The sequence below is a fragment of the Acidobacteriota bacterium genome (assembly GCA_021161905.1).
Taxonomy (GTDB): Bacteria; Acidobacteriota; B3-B38; order Guanabaribacteriales; family JAGGZT01; genus JAGGZT01.
Map to the genome: position 1 here is coordinate 1 of JAGGZT010000013.1, position 18,764 is coordinate 18,764.

18 protein-coding genes are annotated in these 18,764 nt (G+C 51.5%); 16 read left to right on the plus strand and 2 right to left on the minus strand.

Going from position 1 to position 18,764, the window contains the following annotated elements:
* The 9 genes from J7L64_02480 to J7L64_02520 all read left to right on the plus strand — a co-directional run.
* Positions 1 to 1,447, plus strand: a 1,447-nt coding sequence (locus J7L64_02480; GenBank protein ID MCD6451221.1) for an ATP-binding protein, incomplete at its 5' end; no start/stop codon positions are given.
* Positions 1,444 to 1,938: a hypothetical protein gene (locus J7L64_02485; GenBank protein ID MCD6451222.1), complete on the plus strand. Its 495-nt coding sequence runs from the start codon at positions 1,444 to 1,446 to the stop codon at positions 1,936 to 1,938. The genes J7L64_02480 and J7L64_02485, both read left to right, overlap by 4 nt.
* A gap of 17 nt (positions 1,939 to 1,955) precedes the next feature.
* Positions 1,956 to 3,044 carry a DUF58 domain-containing protein gene (locus J7L64_02490; GenBank protein ID MCD6451223.1) on the plus strand — a complete coding sequence of 363 codons (1,089 nt, stop codon included), beginning with the start codon at positions 1,956 to 1,958 and terminating at the stop codon, positions 3,042 to 3,044.
* Positions 3,041 to 5,116, plus strand: a complete 2,076-nt coding sequence (locus J7L64_02495; GenBank protein ID MCD6451224.1) for a DUF3488 domain-containing protein — start codon at positions 3,041 to 3,043, stop codon at positions 5,114 to 5,116. The genes J7L64_02490 and J7L64_02495 overlap by 4 nt, the downstream gene beginning before the upstream one ends.
* Positions 5,113 to 5,670 carry a hypothetical protein gene (locus J7L64_02500; GenBank protein ID MCD6451225.1) on the plus strand — a complete coding sequence of 186 codons (558 nt, stop codon included), beginning with the start codon at positions 5,113 to 5,115 and terminating at the stop codon, positions 5,668 to 5,670. The genes J7L64_02495 and J7L64_02500 overlap by 4 nt, the downstream gene beginning before the upstream one ends.
* 1 nt (position 5,671) lies before the next feature.
* Positions 5,672 to 6,103 (plus strand): GIY-YIG nuclease family protein, encoded by a 432-nt coding sequence (locus J7L64_02505; protein ID MCD6451226.1) that lies wholly within the window; start codon positions 5,672 to 5,674, stop codon positions 6,101 to 6,103.
* Positions 6,100 to 6,648, plus strand: a complete 549-nt coding sequence (locus tag J7L64_02510) for an HDIG domain-containing protein (protein ID MCD6451227.1) — start codon at positions 6,100 to 6,102, stop codon at positions 6,646 to 6,648. Before J7L64_02505 ends, J7L64_02510 begins: the two co-directional genes overlap by 4 nt.
* Positions 6,632 to 7,507 (plus strand): deoxyribonuclease IV, encoded by an 876-nt coding sequence (locus J7L64_02515; protein ID MCD6451228.1) that lies wholly within the window; start codon positions 6,632 to 6,634, stop codon positions 7,505 to 7,507. The genes J7L64_02510 and J7L64_02515 overlap by 17 nt, the downstream gene beginning before the upstream one ends.
* Positions 7,508 to 7,689: 182 nt before the next feature.
* Positions 7,690 to 7,908: a hypothetical protein gene (locus tag J7L64_02520; protein MCD6451229.1), complete on the plus strand. Its 219-nt coding sequence runs from the start codon at positions 7,690 to 7,692 to the stop codon at positions 7,906 to 7,908.
* A 10-nt stretch (positions 7,909 to 7,918) separates the two neighbouring features.
* Here J7L64_02520 and map read toward each other — a convergent pair whose 3' ends face one another.
* On the minus strand, positions 7,919 to 8,665 hold the full coding sequence (map, locus tag J7L64_02525) for a type I methionyl aminopeptidase (protein MCD6451230.1): 747 nt from the start codon (positions 8,663 to 8,665) through the stop codon (positions 7,919 to 7,921).
* Between the two features lie 245 nt (positions 8,666 to 8,910).
* Here map and aspS point away from each other — a divergent pair, with 245 nt between their 5' ends.
* From aspS to era, 7 genes are all read left to right on the plus strand, one after another.
* The gene (gene aspS / locus J7L64_02530; GenBank protein ID MCD6451231.1) at positions 8,911 to 10,680 is read left to right on the plus strand and encodes an aspartate--tRNA ligase; all 1,770 of its coding nucleotides are present in this window, start codon (positions 8,911 to 8,913) and stop codon (positions 10,678 to 10,680) included.
* Between the two features lie 638 nt (positions 10,681 to 11,318).
* Positions 11,319 to 11,702, plus strand: a complete 384-nt coding sequence (locus J7L64_02535) for a LysM peptidoglycan-binding domain-containing protein (GenBank protein MCD6451232.1) — start codon at positions 11,319 to 11,321, stop codon at positions 11,700 to 11,702.
* A gap of 67 nt (positions 11,703 to 11,769) precedes the next feature.
* Positions 11,770 to 12,741 (plus strand): PhoH family protein, encoded by a 972-nt coding sequence (locus tag J7L64_02540; GenBank protein ID MCD6451233.1) that lies wholly within the window; start codon positions 11,770 to 11,772, stop codon positions 12,739 to 12,741.
* Positions 12,738 to 15,074 carry an HDIG domain-containing protein gene (locus J7L64_02545; protein MCD6451234.1) on the plus strand — a complete coding sequence of 779 codons (2,337 nt, stop codon included), beginning with the start codon at positions 12,738 to 12,740 and terminating at the stop codon, positions 15,072 to 15,074. The genes J7L64_02540 and J7L64_02545 overlap by 4 nt, the downstream gene beginning before the upstream one ends.
* Positions 15,001 to 15,432 (plus strand): rRNA maturation RNase YbeY, encoded by a 432-nt coding sequence (gene ybeY, locus J7L64_02550; GenBank protein MCD6451235.1) that lies wholly within the window; start codon positions 15,001 to 15,003, stop codon positions 15,430 to 15,432. Before J7L64_02545 ends, ybeY begins: the two co-directional genes overlap by 74 nt.
* A gap of 1 nt (position 15,433) precedes the next feature.
* A complete protein-coding gene (locus J7L64_02555) occupies positions 15,434 to 16,708 on the plus strand; it encodes an HlyC/CorC family transporter (protein ID MCD6451236.1) in 1,275 nt (424 codons plus the stop codon).
* Positions 16,663 to 17,562, plus strand: a complete 900-nt coding sequence (era, locus tag J7L64_02560) for a GTPase Era (GenBank protein ID MCD6451237.1) — start codon at positions 16,663 to 16,665, stop codon at positions 17,560 to 17,562. The genes J7L64_02555 and era overlap by 46 nt, the downstream gene beginning before the upstream one ends.
* 6 nt (positions 17,563 to 17,568) lie before the next feature.
* Here era and J7L64_02565 read toward each other — a convergent pair whose 3' ends face one another.
* Positions 17,569 to 18,666, minus strand: coding sequence for a helix-turn-helix domain-containing protein (locus tag J7L64_02565; protein MCD6451238.1), 1,098 nt, complete (start codon positions 18,664 to 18,666; stop codon positions 17,569 to 17,571).
* Positions 18,667 to 18,764: the final 98 nt, after the last annotated feature.

Genomic DNA, 18,764 nt, shown 5'->3' on the forward strand with positions numbered 1-18,764 from the left:
AAATATTATGGATCAGTATCCCTTTGGACCCCAAAAAGCCGCGCTTATTGAGATAGTGGCAAATTCTCTTGATGCAAAGGCTTCTTGTATTCAAATAACTCTCAACAAAGATAAGGGAACTTTGGAAGTACTAGATGATGGCTGTGGTATGGATAAGACAGAATTTAAAAAATATCATGATTTTGCTGGTACTTCTAAAGATAGAGGTAGCGGTATTGGGTTCGCAGGCCAGGGTGCTAAACTTGCTTTAAATTTTTGCAAAGAGGTTTTGACTGAGACTTGGTCTGTGTCGCCCCGTTATCAAGGGTACTCACGGTGGTGGCTCAAAAAGGGAAAAGCGCCCTACGAGATTCATGATAACGAGCTTTTGACGCTTAAAGATATTGGGACAAAGGTTACCTTATATTTGAAGGATAAAAATGTTTACTCGGAGGAGTTGATAAAGGATCTCTTACTTGAACATTATTTCCCCTTGCTTAATCCTAATTTAAGAGAAGAAAAAATATATAGAGAATTGTATAAAGATGGTGTGAAAGTTTTATTAAATGGGGAAGAGGTAATTACCCCTCCTGAATATACTTTGGAAGATGGGAAAAACATAAAGATCGTTTATAAAAAAAAGGAGGCTTACGGTATATTTTGGAGGGTTAAGAGTGAATGTGCCTATCCGGGAGTAATGATATGTACCTATGGGAAAGTGATCAAGCGGACTTCCTTTAACAAAGAGCCAAGAGGAAAAGAAAAAATTATTGGTTGGATTGAGGCACCTTGGTTGATTGAAGCTGTTACTACCGATAAATGTAGATTTCAAGAAGGGAATAAAGCTTGGAGTAATTTTTCCAGAAAAGCTCAGAAAGAATTTTCTAAGTGGCTTGAAGAAATAGGGCTTTTAGAGAAACCAGAGAAGAAGGGGTATATTAGTTTAGAAAAAGAGATAAATTCAATATTAAAACATATACCTGAACTCTCTTTTTTCGGTAGCACAACTCAGCGAGAAGTGCCTATACCAGATAAAAACGGGATGGAGAGAGAAGTGAAAGAAGGAGTACAAAGGGTTTCAGGCGATAAAGGAGGCGATACAACTGGAGAAGGAGTCCCCATTCATCCTGGTGATGAGCCCGGGGAGGCTCCCAGTGATCAGTTGGGTGATGGACGTCCCGCCACACTTACCAGAAGAACAGTTAGAGGAGGTGTAGGAATAACGGAAGTAGATAGACCAGACTTAAATGATAAAGAAGCTTGGTTTGATGGAGAAACAGTTAGCATAAATAAGTCTCATTCTGCCTACGCAAAGGCAAAGAATAAAGGGTTATTGAATTATCATATTTTAAAAGTTATTGTACTATCTTTAATCGAATATAGTGTAGGGAAGGGACCGGAGTTTCCATATCAAAAGATTTTCGAACTTCAAGAGAAATTTTTTAGGTTGTGGGGAGAAAAAGGATGAATGAAAATGTAAGGATTCCTGTACAGATAAAGAGAGTCAAAGATCCAAGTGGTAGGGAGATAATGAAAGCTACTGTTCCTATGAATCTTATTTTCGAGAAAGATTTTAATCCAGACTGGTTTGAGAGAGAGTTGGCAAAATTTGAGGAAAGGTATTTCAATCTTGTGACTCATTTAAAATCTCTTCTGAAGAAGATTCGCATTAAAAAACCAAAGGATGGGAGAGTATTGCTGTATTGGGAATTTGGCAATGAAATTATAGAATTTAAAGAACAAAGCAAAAATAATGCTTTATTTTTAGAGAATTTGACAAAATCTTTAGCTAGAGATGTTGAAGTTTCAGATAAAATCATTACACGGTGTACACGCTTCAGGTCTCTTTACCCCGACATTACTCAAATTGATCCTAATAGATCTTTTGACAGTTACGTTGCAGAATTTGAAGGTGGATATATTTCCGCAAGAAGGCAAGGTAGAAGAGAGGGAGGGTAGGTTCATCTAAGTTGGGAATGAGCTGCTCAGCGATCAAGCTTACCAAGAGGGGAAGGAATCATCTCCTCTTCATCATCGCCATTCTCATCGCCGCGGTAAATACCGGCAATAACTTGCTCTATCTTATTCTCTCCTTTATGCTTTCCCTCCTTTTCTTCTCCTTCTTCGCCCCTCGATTTCTCTTTAAAGGGGTTGATATCGCGATCGAGCTCCCTCCCTATCTCTATGCCGGGGAGAGGGCAAGACTAAAGGTGCGGATAGAAAACAGGAAGCGGTATCTACCATCTCCTCCCTTCTACCTCAAAGCCCTCGGTTCCCTTCCTTTATCCACTCCTCCGTTTTTGCCCTCGGTTCTTGGAGGAGAGAGCTTCGAGGACCTTTTGTTCGAAGAGGTGAGGAGGCGTGGTCTCTATCGGATGGAAGGGCTTCTTGCTGCTACCCCCTATCCCTTTGGACTTTTCCTATCTGCGAAGACGGTGCCTACCGAAGAGAGGGAATTCCTCGTCTATCCCCGGATATTCCCTATCTCTTCGTTCATCGTCCACGGTATTCCTGGGGAGAAGGCGATGGTAAGTCTGTTCAAGGGGCGTTCGATGAGCCTCCGCAATATACGGGACTATACCTATGGGGATGAGGTTCGCTTCCTTCACTGGAAGGCATCGGCGAAGCTATCCAAGTTGATGGTCAAAGAGTTCTCGAGGAAGGAGGAGTTGAAGGTAACCATCCTACTTCCCACCTTCGTTTCTCCGAATTTTTCCCGCGAGGAGTTCGAGCTCAGGGTCAGCTTTGCCGCCTCCCTTGCTTTCTACCTGATCGGGAGGGATTATTTTGTCCGTCTCATCACCTCTCATTCTCAGGTTCCTTTCGGCGTCGGAGGGGTTCAATTGCATAAGATCCTCCGGGAACTCGCCCTCGTTGAGCCGGTTACCAGGGCTTCCGAGGATTTGGTAGAGAGGGAGCTCAAGGCGGGTGAGGCTTCTCTTTCCTCCTTTCGGGTGTTGATCGCTGATAGGGAGTATCCCCTTCCCAGAGGAGCGCTGGTGGTTCCCCTCACCGCTATTGAGAGGATAGGAGGAAAGGAGAAGGAAAGGGAGGATCCCGAATGAAGGCTTCCTTTTCTCATCATAAGGGAAGGGTCATTCTTCTATCCTATCTCCTTGTTTCTGCAAGCACCCTCTCCTTGATCCTCACTGGTGCCATTTCTCCCATTATCTCCTTTTTGGTGATCTTAGCCATCCCGGTAAGCTTTTTCTTCTCGGAGGAGCTTATGCGGAACAAGCTTTATGCTGGGGCTTGGAATATCGCCGCCCTTCTTTATATCTTTTTCTTCATCGTGGATACTGGAATGATCAGCCGTTCCCTTATCATCTCGGTGACCCATCTCCTTCTCTTTATCTCGGTGTTCAAGCTCTTCAACCGGGTTGAAGAGCAGGACTATCGCCAGCTCTATCTGGTCAGTTTCCTCTCGATGCTTGCTGCAGCGAGCCTCACCGCGGAGATGAGCTTTTTAATCGGCTTTATCCTCTTTATCTTTTCCTGGGTGGCGGTTCATACCTACCTCAATTCCTGTGGTGAACCCTTCTCCTTTTTGGTTCCTGATGCTGCATTCTTGGCAGAAACGGTAAAGGCAAAGCCTCCCTCCCGGTTCAATTTCCTCGTCATCCCCGGTCTTCTCCTCCTTTTTACCGGGGTTTTCTTTATAATAATCCCTCGGATGGAAGCGGGCTATGGTGGAGGGGGGATGAGAGGGAGGATGGTCTCCGGTTTTTCCGAGGAGGTTTTCTTGGGGGAGCAGGGCAAGATTTCCTCGAGCCCCCGGGTGGTGATGCGGGTTAGACTGGGGAAGAAGGGCTACGATGACAGGAGGTTCATCCACCTGAAGGGGATAGTCCTCGATTATTACGATGGGGCAGGCTGGCGCCGGAGCGATATCAGGGAATATCGATTGAGGGAGGATTCATCAGGTTGGTTCACCATTTCCCCAAGGCTTGCCAGGAAGAGAGGGCTTGTTCGAGAGGAGATATACCTCGAACCGGTATCGAGCCGGGTGCTTTTTTGCGGGGGGAGGGTGGCTCGATTACGAGGTCCCTTCCGCTATCTGTTCATCGATTTGGCGGGTTCTCTCTTGCTTCTTTCTCCCCATTATCATCGGAAGAACTACACCGTTTACGCCGACTTGAGCCTGCCATCTCCGGAGAGATTGAGAAGGGCGGGTGAGGCTTATCCTGCTTCGATCTCCTACAAATACCTCGAACTTCCCCTGCTTTCCCCGGAGATAGGGGCGCTTGCCGAGCGGATCACCAAGGATAAGCCCACCCCGTACGACAAGGCGGTAGCTATAGAGGATTATTTAAGAAAGAATTATACATACACCACCGAGCTCCCGCCGGTAGGGGCGAGTTTTGATCCTCTTTACACCTTTCTCTTCGAGACCAAGAAAGGGCACTGTGAGTACTTCGCCACTGCGATGGCGGTGATGCTCCGTTCCCTCGGGGTGCCGGCGCGGGTGGTAAACGGTTATCTGAGAGGGGAGTACAACCCCATAGGTCGGTATTACCTCGTTCGGGCACGGGATGCCCACAGTTGGGTCGAGGTTTACTTCCCCGGCTATGGTTGGGTGGAGTTCGACCCCACCCCGATAGCGGAATACGATCGTCTTATGAGATTACGGAACCTCTCCTTCCTCGGCAGTCTCATCGATTCTGCCAAGCTCGCTTGGGATAAGAGGGTTATCTTCTATAACTTAAACGATCAGGTGCGGTATTTGGCAGTAGCAAAGGAGAAGCTCGCCTCCTTCTCCTTGAAAGTTAAGTCCCTTTTCTCCCCCTCTTTTATCTTTAAATTTCTCTTTGTTTCCCTTCTCCTCTTTATGCTTTTCTTTTTCCTTCCTTTTCGCTTCTTTCCCTTTTTCAGGAAGAAAGGCGAGGAGAAGGGAAGTCCTCCTTGGTTCTATCAGCGTTTTCTCAAGATCGTGAGAGGAAAGGGGTTGGTTCGTGAGCCCCATCTTACCCCGTCTGAATTTGCCCACCTGCTTCGTGCGGAATTGCCAAAAGATCAACCTGCCATCGATCTTGTTACCGAGTGTTATTATCTCGTCCGCTACGGTGGGGTAAAGCTATCGAGGAGAAGGGAGGAGGAGATAAAGGAGGCGCTTTCCGCTTTAAGGAGGAAGGGATGAGTGGGGAGCGAGGGAGGACGACGAAGAAGGAGATCATACTAAGAAAGGCGGAGGAGCTCCGGCTCCTCAAGGTTTACCGGCGGGATCTCGAGCGAATAAATGAAGAGCTCAGGAGAGAGCTGGGAGAGGAGGGTACCACCTCCCTTTCTTACATCGCCAATCTCCTTATCGAGGCGGGCTACGAGGTCCTTTATTCCGATTTCCTGGTGGATAAGAAGCTCCCCCCGGAGGAGGCAGAGTTATTCGATGAGCTCATCAAGTTCAAGGATTTTTCCGCTGCCGAGGAGAGCTTAAGGCGAATGAGCGCCCTTTACCGGGAGTTCAAGGAGAAGAACGATCGGGGTAAGCTAAGAAGGCTCAAAGAGCTTGCCGATACTGCCCGGCGTCGCGCCCTCCTCATCGCGGAGAACGAGAAGGTGGCAGAGAAGAAAAGGAAGGAGAAGAAGGAGATAGCCTTCTGGTTCGAGCTTTTCCGGGAGAACCCGGAGCTCTTTCCCGACTGGCTCGATTTGAGGAAGCGTTCTTCCGGGTTCAAGCGTCGTTTCGGAGGTTGAGATGGGTGGTTCCTATCAGCTTCTCATCCGTCTTTTTAAAGGAGTATCCCTTCGGGTGGGGAGGCTCGGGGAGTTCTTCTTCCCTGCCGGCTATTACATCTATTCTGGACGGGCGAAGCGAGCTCTTTCCTCCCGCATCATTCGCCACTTAAGGAGGAAGAAGCGAAAGAGGTGGCACATAGATTACCTCACCGCCCATCCTGAAGCGGAGGTCATCTCCATAGTCATCTATCCCGATCTCGATGAGTGTCGTCATCATCGGGAGATAGCGTCCCTACCCGGCGTTCGGGTGCCCGTTCCTCGATTCGGTAGCGGGGACTGTCGCAGTGGGTGTTCCGCCCATCTCCTTTATTCCCCTGTTTTCCTCTCTTTTTACGCTTTACAGGATTCTCCCTTACGGGATAGAATCGAGAAGGAAAGGAGGAAGCTATGATCTCGCGGGAAGAGGCGTTAGCCCTTGTTCGGGAAAAGGTGAACAACAAAAACCTGGTGAAACACTCATTGGCGGTTGAGGCGGGGATGAGGGCGCTTGCCCGTTATTTCGGGGAGGACGAGGAACTCTGGGGGCTAACCGGTCTCCTTCACGATATCGACTATGGCGAGACCGCAAAGGATCCTGATCGGCACGGTTTGGTTGCCCCGGAGATACTCGCCCCCTATGATCTCCCCGAGGAGATGATCTACGCCATAAAGGCGCATCCGGGCCATTTCCCGAGGGAGAGTTTGCTTGACAAGGCGCTTTTTGCCGTCGATCCCCTCACCGGTCTTATTGTGGCAGCTACCCTGATGCATCCTACGAGGAGGATAGTGAATGTAGATGTTCCCTTCGTTATGAGGAGGTTCAAGGAGAAGCACTTCGCCCGGGGGGCAAAGAGGGAGGATATAAAGACCTGTGAGGAGTTCGGGGTTCCCCTTGAGAAGTTCATCGAGATCGTCCTTTCCGGGATGAAGGAGATAGCGGATGAGCTCGGGCTCTGAGGGTAAGGGAAGGAAAAAGCTCCTTTTGGGAGCCCATATGTCCATCGGGGGTGGGGTTCATCTCTCCCTTATCCGGGGGGCGGAGCTCGGTTGTACTGCCATCCAGATATTCACCAAGAGCGCTCGGGGCTGGTATGCGAAGCCGATCCCGGAGGAGGATGTCCTCGCCTTCAAGGAGAATGTGAAAAAGACCGGGATTTGGCCCGTGGTAGCCCACACCTCCTACCTCATCGATCTCGGAACTCCGGACCCGGAGCGGCTTCAAAAATCGAGGGATTCGCTCGTAGTCGAGCTCGAGCGGGCAGAGCTTCTCGGTATCCCCTGTCTTGTTCTTCATCCGGGCTCTCATTTGGGGAAGGGGGAGGATGAGGGGATAAAAAGGATAGCGGAATCGCTCAACCTGGTTCACGAACGGACCAAGGGGTTCAGGGTGAAGATAGCCCTGGAGACGACCGCAGGACAGGGGACCAACCTCGGGTATCGGTTCGAGCAGATAGCGCGGATGATAGAGCTCACCGAGGAGGACGATCGCCTCGTCGTCTGTTATGATACCTGTCATACCTTTGCCGCGGGCTACGATATAAGGACGAGGGAGGGATATGAGCGGACATTCGCCGAGTTCGATGAGATAATCGGACTGAACAGGCTCCGGGTATTCCACTTGAACGATTCGAAGGGAGATTTAGGCTCGAGGCTTGATCGACATATCCACATCGGTGAGGGCAAGCTTGGGGTAGAACCGTTTCGGATGCTCCTGAACGATCCGAGGTTTTATGATCTTCCCTTTATCATCGAGACCCCGAAGGAGGACGATTGGGATCGCAGAAACCTCGAGCTTCTGCGGAGCCTTGCTTCTTAGCCATTTTTGTCGGAAAACAAGCCCTGCTGTTTTTTCGTATCTATATAGTGAAAACATTTAGTGAGGAGGTAATGTTATGCCTGAAAGGCAAAAAGGGGATGTGCTTACCGGCTTTCTTTGGATGTTTTTTCTTTCGCTTCTTCTTTTCTGGCTTCCGGTGATAGGTAGTTTCATCGCCGGTTTTGTCGGGGGGGGGAGAGGAAGGTAGGGAACTCGGTTCCGCCATCCTTGCCGCTCTACTTCCCGCCATCATCATCGGAGCCTTTTTCTTCTTCCTTGGAGGGAGTCTCACCGGTCTTCCCCTTATCGGGGTGCTCGTCGCTTCCGGGGCGTTCGTTATAGCCCTTTTTGCCTCTCTTCCCCTTATTTTGGGGGCGATAATAGGCGGGGCGACCGCGTGAGGGGTTTCCCTTACGGTCTGGTCAATATCTCTGGTCCTTCCTCGGTGATCGCCACCGTATGTTCGAACTGAGCGGATAGGCTTCTGTCCTTGGTCACCACCGTCCAGCCATCGGGTAATATCTCCACCTCGTAGCCACCGGCGTTTATCATCGGTTCGATGGCGATGACCAAGCCCGGTTTTATTCGGGGTCCTCTTCCTGGTGGTCCGTAGTGGGGGACTTGTGGGTCCTCGTGGAGTTTAGTGCCGATCCCGTGCCCGGTGAAATCGCGGACTACGGAGAAACCTTCACCTTCGACAAAGCGCTCGATCGCGTTCGAGATATCCCCGATCCTGTTTCCCACCCTCGCTTTCTCTATCCCGATATAGAGGGCGCGCTCGGTTACCTCAATGAGCCTTCTTGCCAGTTGGCTTACCTTCCCCACCGGCACGGTGATGGCAGCATCGCCGTAGTATCCCCCAAGCACCACCCCGACATCGATACTGATGATGTCCCCCTCCTTAAGTCTTCTTTTTCTGGGGATGGCGTGGACCACCTCCTCGTTTATCGAGGCGGTGATGGTATTGGGAAATCCGCGGTATCCTTTGAAGGCAGGGCGTCCTCCGTTCTTCCTTATTATCTCATAAGCTAAGGTATCGAGTTCGAGAGGGGTTACCCCCGGGGCGACCGCTTCCTTGAGCTTTTCGAGGACGAGGGCGGTGAGCCTACCGCTTTCCCGCATCCTTTCGATCTCTTCTTTTGTCTTGTAGATGATCATCCACTCTCACCGTTAGCTCGAATTAATCTTATTACAGATTTACAGTTTATAGCCAAGCCTTCCCCCTGTCAATCGCTCTTTCGTGGGCTGTAGTGATGCAGGCGAGGGAGAGATCGAGGAGCGGGGACCGGTTTTTGGTGGGATGAGGTGATTGTTTTACTTTCGTTCTATCCGCTTGATTCTTTTTCCCCCTCTGTGGTATGGTAAGGCGTTGCTTAGTGAGGAAGGAGGGATATTTCCTTAAAATGGTCCGCACCGATTATTGTGGCGCTTTAAGAAAGAAGGATGTAGGAAGAAGGGTGGTGCTTGCCGGTTGGGTCCATCGACGGCGCGATCTCGGTTCCCTCGTCTTCATCGATATCAGGGATCGGGAGGGGATAGCCCAATTGGTGATGAACGAAGAGCTATTCCCCGAGGCTCATAAGGTAGCGAAGACGCTCCGTCCAGAGGATGTCATCCTGGTTGAAGGAGAGGTGGTCCTTCGGGAGAAGGCTAAGGTGAACCCGAAGCTCCCCACCGGCGAGATAGAGGTGGTGGTATCCGCCATCACCGTGCTCAACCGTTCGGATACCCTTCCCTTTGAGATCGAGGAGGCGGATAAGGTAGCGGAGGAGCTAAGGCTCCGCTATCGCTACCTCGATCTCAGACGAAACCGGCTCAAGGAGAACCTCCTCCTCAGGCATAAGGTGACGCTCACTGTGCGGAACTACCTCTCGTCGCTCGGCTTCGTCGAGATAGAGACCCCCTTCCTCACCAAATCGACCCCTGAGGGGGCGAGGGACTTCCTCGTTCCGAGCAGGCTCTCTTCTGGCAGGTTTTATGCCCTTCCCCAATCACCCCAATTGTTCAAGCAGATACTGATGATAGCCGGTTTCGACCGCTACTTCCAGATCGTTCGCTGCTTCCGCGACGAGGACTTAAGGGCGAATCGCCAGCCGGAATTCACCCAGATAGACATCGAGATGTCCTTCATCACCCCGGAGGATATCTTCGGGGTGGTTGAGGGGATGTTGAAGGAGGTCTTCGCCCTCAAGGGGATAGAGGTGGAGACCCCCTTTCCCCGGCTTTCCTTTGCCGAGGCGATGGCGAAATACGGAACCGACAAGCCGGACATCCGCTTCGGGCTGACCTTTATCGACATAAGCGATGTCCTTCGTGATTCCGGTTTTCCTCCGTTTGAGAAGGTGCTTGAGGAGAAAGGGGCGATAAAGGGGATAAACTTGAAGGGGAAAGCGGCGTTCTATTCCCGTAAGGTGGTCGATGGGCTTACCGAGCTGGTGAAGGAAATGGGGGCATCCGGGCTGATCACGGTGAAGGTTGAGGCTGATGGAGTGAAATCACCCCTTACCAAGCATCTTACCGAGGGGAGGATGGAGAAGCTTATCTCCGCCCTCTCGATGGAGGAAGGAGATATCGCCTTTATCGTGGCGGGGGATGAGGAGGTGGTTGCCCGTTCCCTCGGTGGGCTGAGGCTTGAGCTCGGAAGAAGGGAGAAGCTCATCCCAAACGATCGCTATAGCTTCCTCTGGGTAGTGGATTTTCCCCTATTCGAGCTGACGGAAGAGGGAGAGCTTTCCTCGCGTCATCACCCGTTTACCTCTCCCAAAGAGGAGCATCTATCGTTGCTCGAAAAGGAACCCCTTTCTGTGCTTGCCGATTCCTACGACATCGTGCTTAATGGTGAGGAGATAGGTGGCGGTAGCATTAGGATCAACCGTCCTGATATCCAGCAGCGGGTGTTTGATGTTCTCGGGATATCGAGGAAGGAGGCGGAGGAGAAGTTCGGCTTTCTCCTGCGAGCTCTCTCCTATGGAGCGCCTCCCCATGGGGGGATCGCCTTAGGGCTCGATCGCATCGTGATGCTTCTTTCCTCCGAGGATTCCATAAGGAATGTGATCGCCTTCCCCAAGACCAGCTCCGGGCTCTGCCCCTTAACCGGAGCTCCCTCGGAAGTGAGGAGGGAACAGCTCGATGAGCTTTCGCTCGAGGTGAAGAAAAAGAAAGGGGATAAATAGATTTTTTGCTTGACGAGCCTTACTTTGTGCCGTATCATTGAATCGCTCCTGCCTGTATCTATTTGGGGTGGAAAGCCCGATTATGGGTTTGGGTGCAGGAGGGAGATGGGTTTTAATAATTTTAAAAGGTGAGGAGAGGAGGTGAGAAGGTGAGAAGGAGATATACCCTTATTTTTACTGTGGTATTGGTAGTGGCTATCTTCGGCTTCGTCGGTTGTTGCCGTAAGCCGCCGGTAGAGGTTTCTCAGGCAGAGAAAGCGTTAGAGAAGGCTAAGGGCGAGCAGGCTGAGGTCTATGTGCCCGAGGATTACGAGGCGGCAGAGAAGAAGGTGGTTCGTGCCGAGGCGATGGGCGAGGTGAAGAAGTGCAAGCAGGCGAAGCAGGAGGCTTTGGCAGCTATTAAGCTCGCCGATGATGTTGCCAAGAAGGCAGTGGAGGCGAGGAACAAGGCGAAGGCTGATGCGGAAGCGGCTGTTGCCAAGGCGAAGGAGGCGATCGCCAAGGCGGAGAAGGCTAAGGCTTGTGATCTCCTTCCCGCGGTGATGAAGCAGGCGAAGGCTCATCTGGCGATGGCGGAGAAGTACCTCGGCGATCCCGCAGCCTACAAGAAGGCGAAACATGTGGCTGATGTAGCGGCGATGATCGCGGAAAAGGCGACGATCGATGCTGAGGCGGTGGTGAAGTTGATCGAGGCGGAGAAGGCAAAGGCGGCGGAGAAGGCGAAGGCGGAAGCCAAGAAGGAGTTTGAGGAAGCGCTGAAGGCACATCCCCTCAACTGGGTGGTGAGGAAGGGTGAGTGCCTCTGGAAGATCTCCGAATATGAGCAGATCTATGGGGATCCCTTCCAGTGGCCCGTGATCTACAAGGCGAACAAATTCCAGATTAAGGATCCCGACCTCATTTATCCGGGGCAGAGCTTGGTCATTCCGCGGAATGTGCCTAAGGACCAGATTGAAGAGGCGATCCGCTTCGCCAAGCGGAGAAAGTGGCCCGTACCCGACTATCTGTTCGATGGTAAATAGCGTCATCTAATCTTTCAACTCTTACCTTTCTTTATGAAAGGTAAGAGTTGTTTTTTTATTGGTGAAAATGAAAACTATCGTTCTTCCAGAAGAGGGATTGAAGGAACTCTATGGAGTTAAAGATGAAAATCTGAAACTCCTTGAGGAGAGACTTGGGGTTAGCATCGCCGCTCGAGGAAACAATCTAATGATCGAGGGTGATGAGGAGAAGGTAGCTTTCGCCGAAAGGATAATAAACGAGTTTGTAAGGCTGGTAAAGGGAGGCTACTCGATAAAGAACGGCGATTTCAAAGTAGCGGTGAAGCTTCTTTCAGAGAACCCTTCCCTTTCTCTTGCCGAGTTTTTCCTGAGCACCCGGATCCATCCTTCAACGAAGAAAGAGGTTTCCCCGAAGAGCGTAAACCAGAAACGATATATTGAGGCGATAAAGCGATATGATATCGTCTTCGGGATAGGTCCGGCGGGGACTGGCAAAACCTATTTGGCGATGGCGATGGCTCTTTCCGCCCTTGAGAGCAAGCTGGTCTCCCGGATAATTCTCACCAGGCCCGCCCTTGAGGCAGGGGAGAAGCTCGGCTTCCTTCCCGGCGATCTTCTGGAGAAGGTGAACCCCTATCTCCGTCCTCTCTACGACGCCCTCTACGACCTCACCCACATCGATAAGGCACATCGTCTCCTCGAGCGGGGTTATATTGAGATAGCCCCGATCGCTTTTATGCGGGGGAGGACCCTGAGCGATTCCTTTGTTATTTTAGACGAGGCGCAGAACACCACCGTGGAGCAGATGAAGATGTTCCTCACCCGAATCGGGCTGAACTCCAAGGTGGTGGTTACCGGCGATATCACCCAGATCGATCTCCCTCAGGGAACCCTTTCTGGCTTGAAGGAGGCGATTAAAATCCTTTCTGGGATCAAGGGTATCTCCTTTATCTTTTTCGAAAAGAGCGATGTCGTCCGTCATCCTCTGGTTCAGGAGATAATTGATGCCTTCGAACGCCACGAGAAAGCGATGGATGAGAAGAAGGATAAGAGGCAATGATGAGATGGTGGATAGGGAAGGTCCCTAAAGGGGAGGGGGGCGAAAAGGAGAAGAAGCCCTTCTATTTCTTCATCTTCCGAAGTAAAACCGCCTACATCATCTTCTTCCTCGTTGCCATCACCCTCCTCCTTATGCCGCGGAGAGAGATGAAGGTTCGGGAGTATCGATTGAATGAGATCGCCCCGAGGGATATAAAAGCCCCACGCGATATCGTGGTTCTCGATGAGCAGGCGACCGAGAAACGAAGGAAAGAGGCGGCGGAAGCGGTACTTCCGGTATTCGACTACGATGCTGGCCTTTCGGGAGAGGTAGAAGGAAAGATCAGGCTTCTGTTTAAGCTGGGAAGGGAGAAGCTTGTTGGGAAAAGGCTCACCAGCTCAGGGTTAGCGGAGTTTAAGAAAGAGATCCCCTTTTCCATAGATGATCCTTACCTTCGTTTCTTTCTTAGGAAGCGGTTTAACCCGAAGCTTGAGGAGGAATTGGTAGTATTACTCCGGGGAGTTTTCTCCCGTGATATTGTGGGGAGTCGTTCCCTTTTGGAGCCGTTTCGGGAACGGGGTATCGTCCGTCGCGACCTTATCTCAGGTAAAGAGGTTGAAGTGCGCGATTTCTCCAGGATCTACGATCTTGTTCAGGCTGAGGAGAGCTTGAGGCTTGGTCTTTCCCGGCTCCCTGGTTTAACCAAATCGGAGGAGGATCTCCTTGTCGGATTTCTTAAACAGTTTCTTACCCCAAATCTTTCTTTTAATCGGAAGGAGACCGAGGACAGGAAGGAGATAGCGAGGAGGAAGGTGGAGCCGGTTTACTATCGGGTGAAGAAGGGGGAGATGATCGTTCGCGAAGGGGATAGAATAGATGAAATCGCCCTCATCAAGCTTAGGGGGGTGATGAGGGCAGTGGGGACCGATTTCTACTTCGCTCGTCTCCTTGGTATAGCTATTGTGGTTATCCTTCTCTTTTTCGCCATCATCCGTTATCTGGAGGAGGGAGAGAGGAGGAAGAGAGGGAGGAGCAACCTCATTCTCCTCTTGGGAACGGTGCTTCTCATCACCATCCTCTTGGTGCGCGCTTCTATGTTTATTTCCGAATCGGTCGCTGGTTCCTTTACCCGTTCTCCCTTAAACAGTGTTGAAGCTTACTATTACGCCGTTCCCTACGCCTCGGGTTCGATGCTGGTGGTGCTCCTCCTCGGGGTGGCTCCGGGCATCGTCTTCGCTATGGTCCTTTCCGCCTTCGTTGGTATTATATCCCAGGGTAATTTCTTCCTCGCCCTTTACGCTTTAGTGGGGGGTCTTTCCACCATCTACGGGATAAGCCGTTATCGGGAACGTTCCGGGGTAATAAAAGCGGGGCTGGTGGTGAGTTTGGTGAATGTGATCGCCCTTTCTGCCATAATCCTCATCAACGCTCGGTATCAAACGATTGGGTTTAATCTCTATCAGTTCGGTATGGCTTTTGCCGGTGGGTTGCTTGCGGCGACCGCCGTCTCAGCGATGTTGCCCATCTTCGAGTGGGCGTTCGGCATTACCACCGACATCAAACTCCTCGAGCTCTCCAATTTGGACAACCCGTTGTTGAGGGAGCTTGCCCTTAAGGCTCCGGGCACCTATCATCACAGCATAATCGTAGCCCATCTCTCTGAGGCGGCGGTGAAGGAGGTGGGGGGGAATCCCCTGCTCGCTATGGTAGCCTCCCTCTATCATGATATTGGTAAGTTGAAGATGCCGGAGTACTTTGTAGAGAATCAGGCTGGCTCCTACAATCGCCATGAGAAGCTTCCTCCCACTATGAGCGCCCTCATCCTTAAGAACCATGTCAAGGAAGGGGTGGAGATGGCGAGGGAGGCGGGCCTTCCTTTAGAGATAATAGACCTCATCGAGGAGCACCATGGGACGAAGCTCATCACCTATTTTTATGAGAAAGCGAAGAAACTGGCTGGTCCGGAGCACAGTGAGATCCGGGAGGAGGATTTTCGCTATCCCGGTCCCAAACCGAGAAGCAAGGAGGCGGGGATAATAATGCTCGCCGATGCTGTAGAGGCCGCTTCTCGTACCCTGGAGGAGCCCACCGGAGCGAGGATAAAGGGTTTGATAAAGAAGATCGTCACTGATACCCTGCTTGATGGCCAGCTCAACGAATGTCCCCTTACTTTTGTGGATCTTGAGAGGGCTTCTCAGGTGTTTGGTAGACTCCTCGTTGGGATATATCACGAACGGGTGGATTACCCGGGCTATGAGTTTGAGGAAAAGGTAAAGAGGAATGGAGATAACGGTAAGAAGCGACCATTCGGATTATCTACCCAGCCGGAAGAAGATAGAGCATCTAATCGGTAGGGTGCTCAAGAAGCTTGGGGTAGAGGCGGATGAGGTAAGCATTTTATTCACTACCGATCCCGAGATCGAGGGCTACAATAGGAGGTTTCTGAAAAGGGAAGGACCGACCGATGTCCTCTCCTTTCCCCTCGAGGGAAAGACGATGGAGGGGAAGAGGAATCTGGGTGATATAATAATCTCGGTGGACACCGCTTTCAGACAGGCAAAGGAGCTTAACCATAGTTTTGAAGAGGAGATAAAGCTTCTTATCATCCATGGGCTTCTTCATCTTTTGGGATACGATCACGAGAAGGACGAGGGGGAGATGAGGAAGCTGGAGGAGGAGCTTCTCTCCGAACTTTCAGGAGGTGAGGGTTAGATTGGGCGAAGAACTACCTGCATTACTTTTCCTCTCATTTCTTTTCCTCTTGTTTCTCCTCTTTTCGATGGTTGAACGGGCATATCTTCTCCTCAACCGGTTTACCCTGAGGCGGGTTGCCGGTAAGGCGAGAAGGAGGCTTTCCGCAATAGAGCATCTATTCTCCTTCCCTTTTCAGCTCTCCGCTACTCTCACCCTGGCTCGCCAATTGCTCATCGCCTCTTTAGCCATCTATGCTACCCTGATTTCGGTACGGTTATTCTCTGGTGGCTTCCCTTTGTTTCTTTCGCTCCTTTTTATCCTTCTCTTTGTTTTTCTCACGGGTCAGCTTCTTCCCCGGATGTTGGTCGGTGCTGAGCCGGAGCGGGTCTTCTTTCTTCTTTTTCCCCTTTTTCTTCCCGCCTTTTATCTCCTTTATCCTCTCTCTTTTCCCTTGGCTAAGGTGGCTAAGGCGGTTGACGAGAGGAGGAGAAAGAGGTTCGAAGAGGAAGGGGAGACCATCTCCGAGGAGCAGTTTCGAGCCTTTCTCGCCGTTGGCGAAAGGGAAGGGCTCATCGAGGAGGACGAAGGGGAGATGATCCAGAGCGTGGTCGATTTCGGGGATAAGATCGCTCGGGAGGTGATGACCCCGCGGATAGATATGGTTTGCATCAAGGCGGATGCCACCTTGGCTGAGTTCAAGGAGCTCATCACCGAGACCAAGTTCTCCCGAATTCCGGTCTACCGGGAGCGGATAGACGAGATCGAAGGGGTGGCTTATAGCAAAGACCTCCTCGATTGGCTGGATAAGGACTTGACTAAGACCCTCGTCTCGGAGATAATGCATCCCGCCTATTTCGTTCCCGAGACGAAGAAGCTCGATGATCTCCTCCGCGAGCTTCAGAAGAGGAGGATCCAGCTCGCCATCGTGGTCGATGAGTACGGGGGCACCTCGGGTTTGATAACCATTGAGGATATCCTGGAGGAGCTGGTGGGCGAGATACGGGATGAGCACGAGGAGGAGGAGGAGGGGATCATCGAGGAGAAGGATGGAAGCATCGTCCTTTCGGGAAAGCAGGATGTGGAGGAGCTGGGGGAGTATCTTGGGGTGAAGCTTGATGAGGGGGATTATGAGACGGTGGGAGGACTTGTGTTCGATGTCTTGGGGAAGGTGCCGAAAAGGGGCGAGAGTTTCACCTATAAAGGGCTTCAGTTTGAGATACTTGAGGTCGATGAAAGGAGGGTGCGAAGATTACGGATAAGAAGACTCCCTTCAAATCAGGATATGTCGCCTTAGTGGGCAAGACCAATGTAGGCAAGTCCACCCTGCTCAACCGATTGGTAGGGCACAAGGTGGCGATAACTGCGAAAAAGCCCCAGACCACCCGGAGCCGAATACTCGGGGTGCGCACCTTCGAGGATAGGGGGCAGATCATCTTCCTCGATACCCCTGGGGTGCACCGTCCAGAGTCCACGATGGGACGGATAATGGTAAACATCGCCTACTCCACCTTGATGGAGGTGGACCTCATCCTGATGATGGTAGAGGCGACGAGGGAATTTTCTCCCGAGGACGAGGCGCTCCTCAATCGGGTGAAGGAAGCGGGCACCACCTCGTTTCTCCTCATCAACAAGGTGGACGCGGTAAAGAGGGAGCAGGTCCTTCCGCTGATCGATTTTTACAGCAAGCTCCACTCCTTTGCCGAGATCATCCCCTTATCCGCCCTCACCGGAGATAATGTAGATCTCCTCATCGAGAAGATATTGGAGTACCTCCCCGAGGGACCGAAGTATTTTCCCGACGATGAGATCACCGACCAGCCGGAACGGCAGATAATGGCGGAGATAATAAGGGAGAAGGTGATAATGCTCACCCGACAGGAGCTCCCCTACCAGACCGCTGTTTCGGTCGATATGTTCAAAGAGGAGGAGGGGCTCATCCACATCGAGGCGACGATCTATGTGGAGCGGGAGTCGCAAAAGGGGATAGTGATCGGGAAGAGAGGGGAGATGCTCAAGAAGATCGGGACCCTCGCCCGGGAGGAGATGGAGTTCCTTCTCGGCACCAAGGTTTATCTTGGGCTCTGGGTGAAGGTTAAGCCCCGCTGGCGGGAGGATCTCCGCTTCCTCAAGAATTTGGGGATAAATTAGCCCTTTCTATGTGGCGGGTTTGATCCAGACAACCGGATGGATGAATTTTATCTCCTTCCTTTTCAAACTTATCGGGGGGTATTTCGGGTTGATGGAATAGAGTATCACCCGGTCTCCGGCGAAGGTCACCTTTTTTAGGTAGACCTCATCGCTTACCGTTCGCACCACTGCTATCGAGTTATTCCCCGCCTCCTTTTCCGGTGAGACGATGACGATATCGTTCTCATCGAGCTTGGGGGACATAGAATCGCCCTTCACCTTGAGGGCGTAGGCTGAGGGGTCGGTGACATCATGGGGCCGGGGGAGATATTCATCGGAGGCACCAGGGGGGTAGTCCTGATCGGTGTAGGGACGCCCGAGGCCAGCATCGGCATAGGAGATTATCGGTATCGGGGGAAGTGGTGAGGGGGGGATCCTCCCCAATTCCTCTTCTTCTTTTTCCTTGGTCAGGGTTTCGACGAGGACCACCCTCTTTTCCAGGGAAGGGTCGTATGGAGGGAGGATCTTCAGCATCTTTCTTAACCCCCGATCGAGTGCTTCCGCCTTGCAGATATCAAGCCCCCTCTCCCTGAGGAAGGAGAGCATCGTCTTTATCTCCTCTTCCCTCAGGTGGGGGTCAGCGCGGAGCCTCTTTTCTTCCTGAGCGAGGTCGATCCTCTCCCGTTCCACGATCTCCACCTCGTTTATGAGATGACAGCTCACCGCGATCGTCTCTCCCCGCGACTCATCGGTGAACCGGAAGCGGATGTCCCTTCTTTTTGCTTCGGCGAGTAGTTTTTTGTCCACCTCGAGGAGGAAGGGGAGGTCGCCGATCCATACCAGTCGATCCCCTGGTTTGAAGCGGAAGAAGGGGCGGGGTTCGTAGTAGGGTTTGAGGTCGGCTGGGGCTTTATCCCTTTTGGCGATGAGGGCGAGCTCTCCTGGGTCGAGCCCGAGCCCGCGGGCGAGCTTGAGGATGATGGCGTCGTCCGGGATCCTGAGTCCCCTTATTATCTTTGAGATGTAGTCGGCGGATACGCCGGTGAGTTTTTCTGCCTCGGCATAGGTTTCGATGCCCAGTTCTTTGAGTTTTCGTTTGAGGTAGTTGGCGAACTCGTTTGGCATAGTGTAGCTCCTTTAGGGGAGGATAATACATACTGTCTGTATTGTCAAGTATTATTTTACGGGGGATGGATTTTTCCCTTGACTTTAAGACAGACAGT

Bases quoted from the DNA above. Each gene is read 5' to 3' on its own strand.
- J7L64_02485 (MCD6451222.1), top strand. From the start codon at position 1,444: ATGAATGAAAATGTAAGGATTCCTGTACAGATAAAGAGAGTCAAAGAT.
- J7L64_02490 (MCD6451223.1), top strand. From the start codon at position 1,956: ATGAGCTGCTCAGCGATCAAGCTTACCAAGAGGGGAAGGAATCATCTC.
- J7L64_02495 (MCD6451224.1), top strand. From the start codon at position 3,041: ATGAAGGCTTCCTTTTCTCATCATAAGGGAAGGGTCATTCTTCTATCC.
- J7L64_02500 (MCD6451225.1), top strand. From the start codon at position 5,113: ATGAGTGGGGAGCGAGGGAGGACGACGAAGAAGGAGATCATACTAAGA.
- J7L64_02505 (MCD6451226.1), top strand. From the start codon at position 5,672: ATGGGTGGTTCCTATCAGCTTCTCATCCGTCTTTTTAAAGGAGTATCC.
- J7L64_02510 (MCD6451227.1), top strand. From the start codon at position 6,100: ATGATCTCGCGGGAAGAGGCGTTAGCCCTTGTTCGGGAAAAGGTGAAC.
- J7L64_02515 (MCD6451228.1), top strand. From the start codon at position 6,632: ATGAGCTCGGGCTCTGAGGGTAAGGGAAGGAAAAAGCTCCTTTTGGGA.
- map (MCD6451230.1), bottom strand. From the start codon at position 8,665: ATGATCATCTACAAGACAAAAGAAGAGATCGAAAGGATGCGGGAAAGC.
- aspS (MCD6451231.1), top strand. From the start codon at position 8,911: ATGGTCCGCACCGATTATTGTGGCGCTTTAAGAAAGAAGGATGTAGGA.
- J7L64_02535 (MCD6451232.1), top strand. From the start codon at position 11,319: ATGATCGCGGAAAAGGCGACGATCGATGCTGAGGCGGTGGTGAAGTTG.
- J7L64_02540 (MCD6451233.1), top strand. From the start codon at position 11,770: ATGAAAACTATCGTTCTTCCAGAAGAGGGATTGAAGGAACTCTATGGA.
- J7L64_02545 (MCD6451234.1), top strand. From the start codon at position 12,738: ATGATGAGATGGTGGATAGGGAAGGTCCCTAAAGGGGAGGGGGGCGAA.
- ybeY (MCD6451235.1), top strand. From the start codon at position 15,001: ATGGAGATAACGGTAAGAAGCGACCATTCGGATTATCTACCCAGCCGG.
- J7L64_02565 (MCD6451238.1), bottom strand. From the start codon at position 18,666: ATGCCAAACGAGTTCGCCAACTACCTCAAACGAAAACTCAAAGAACTG.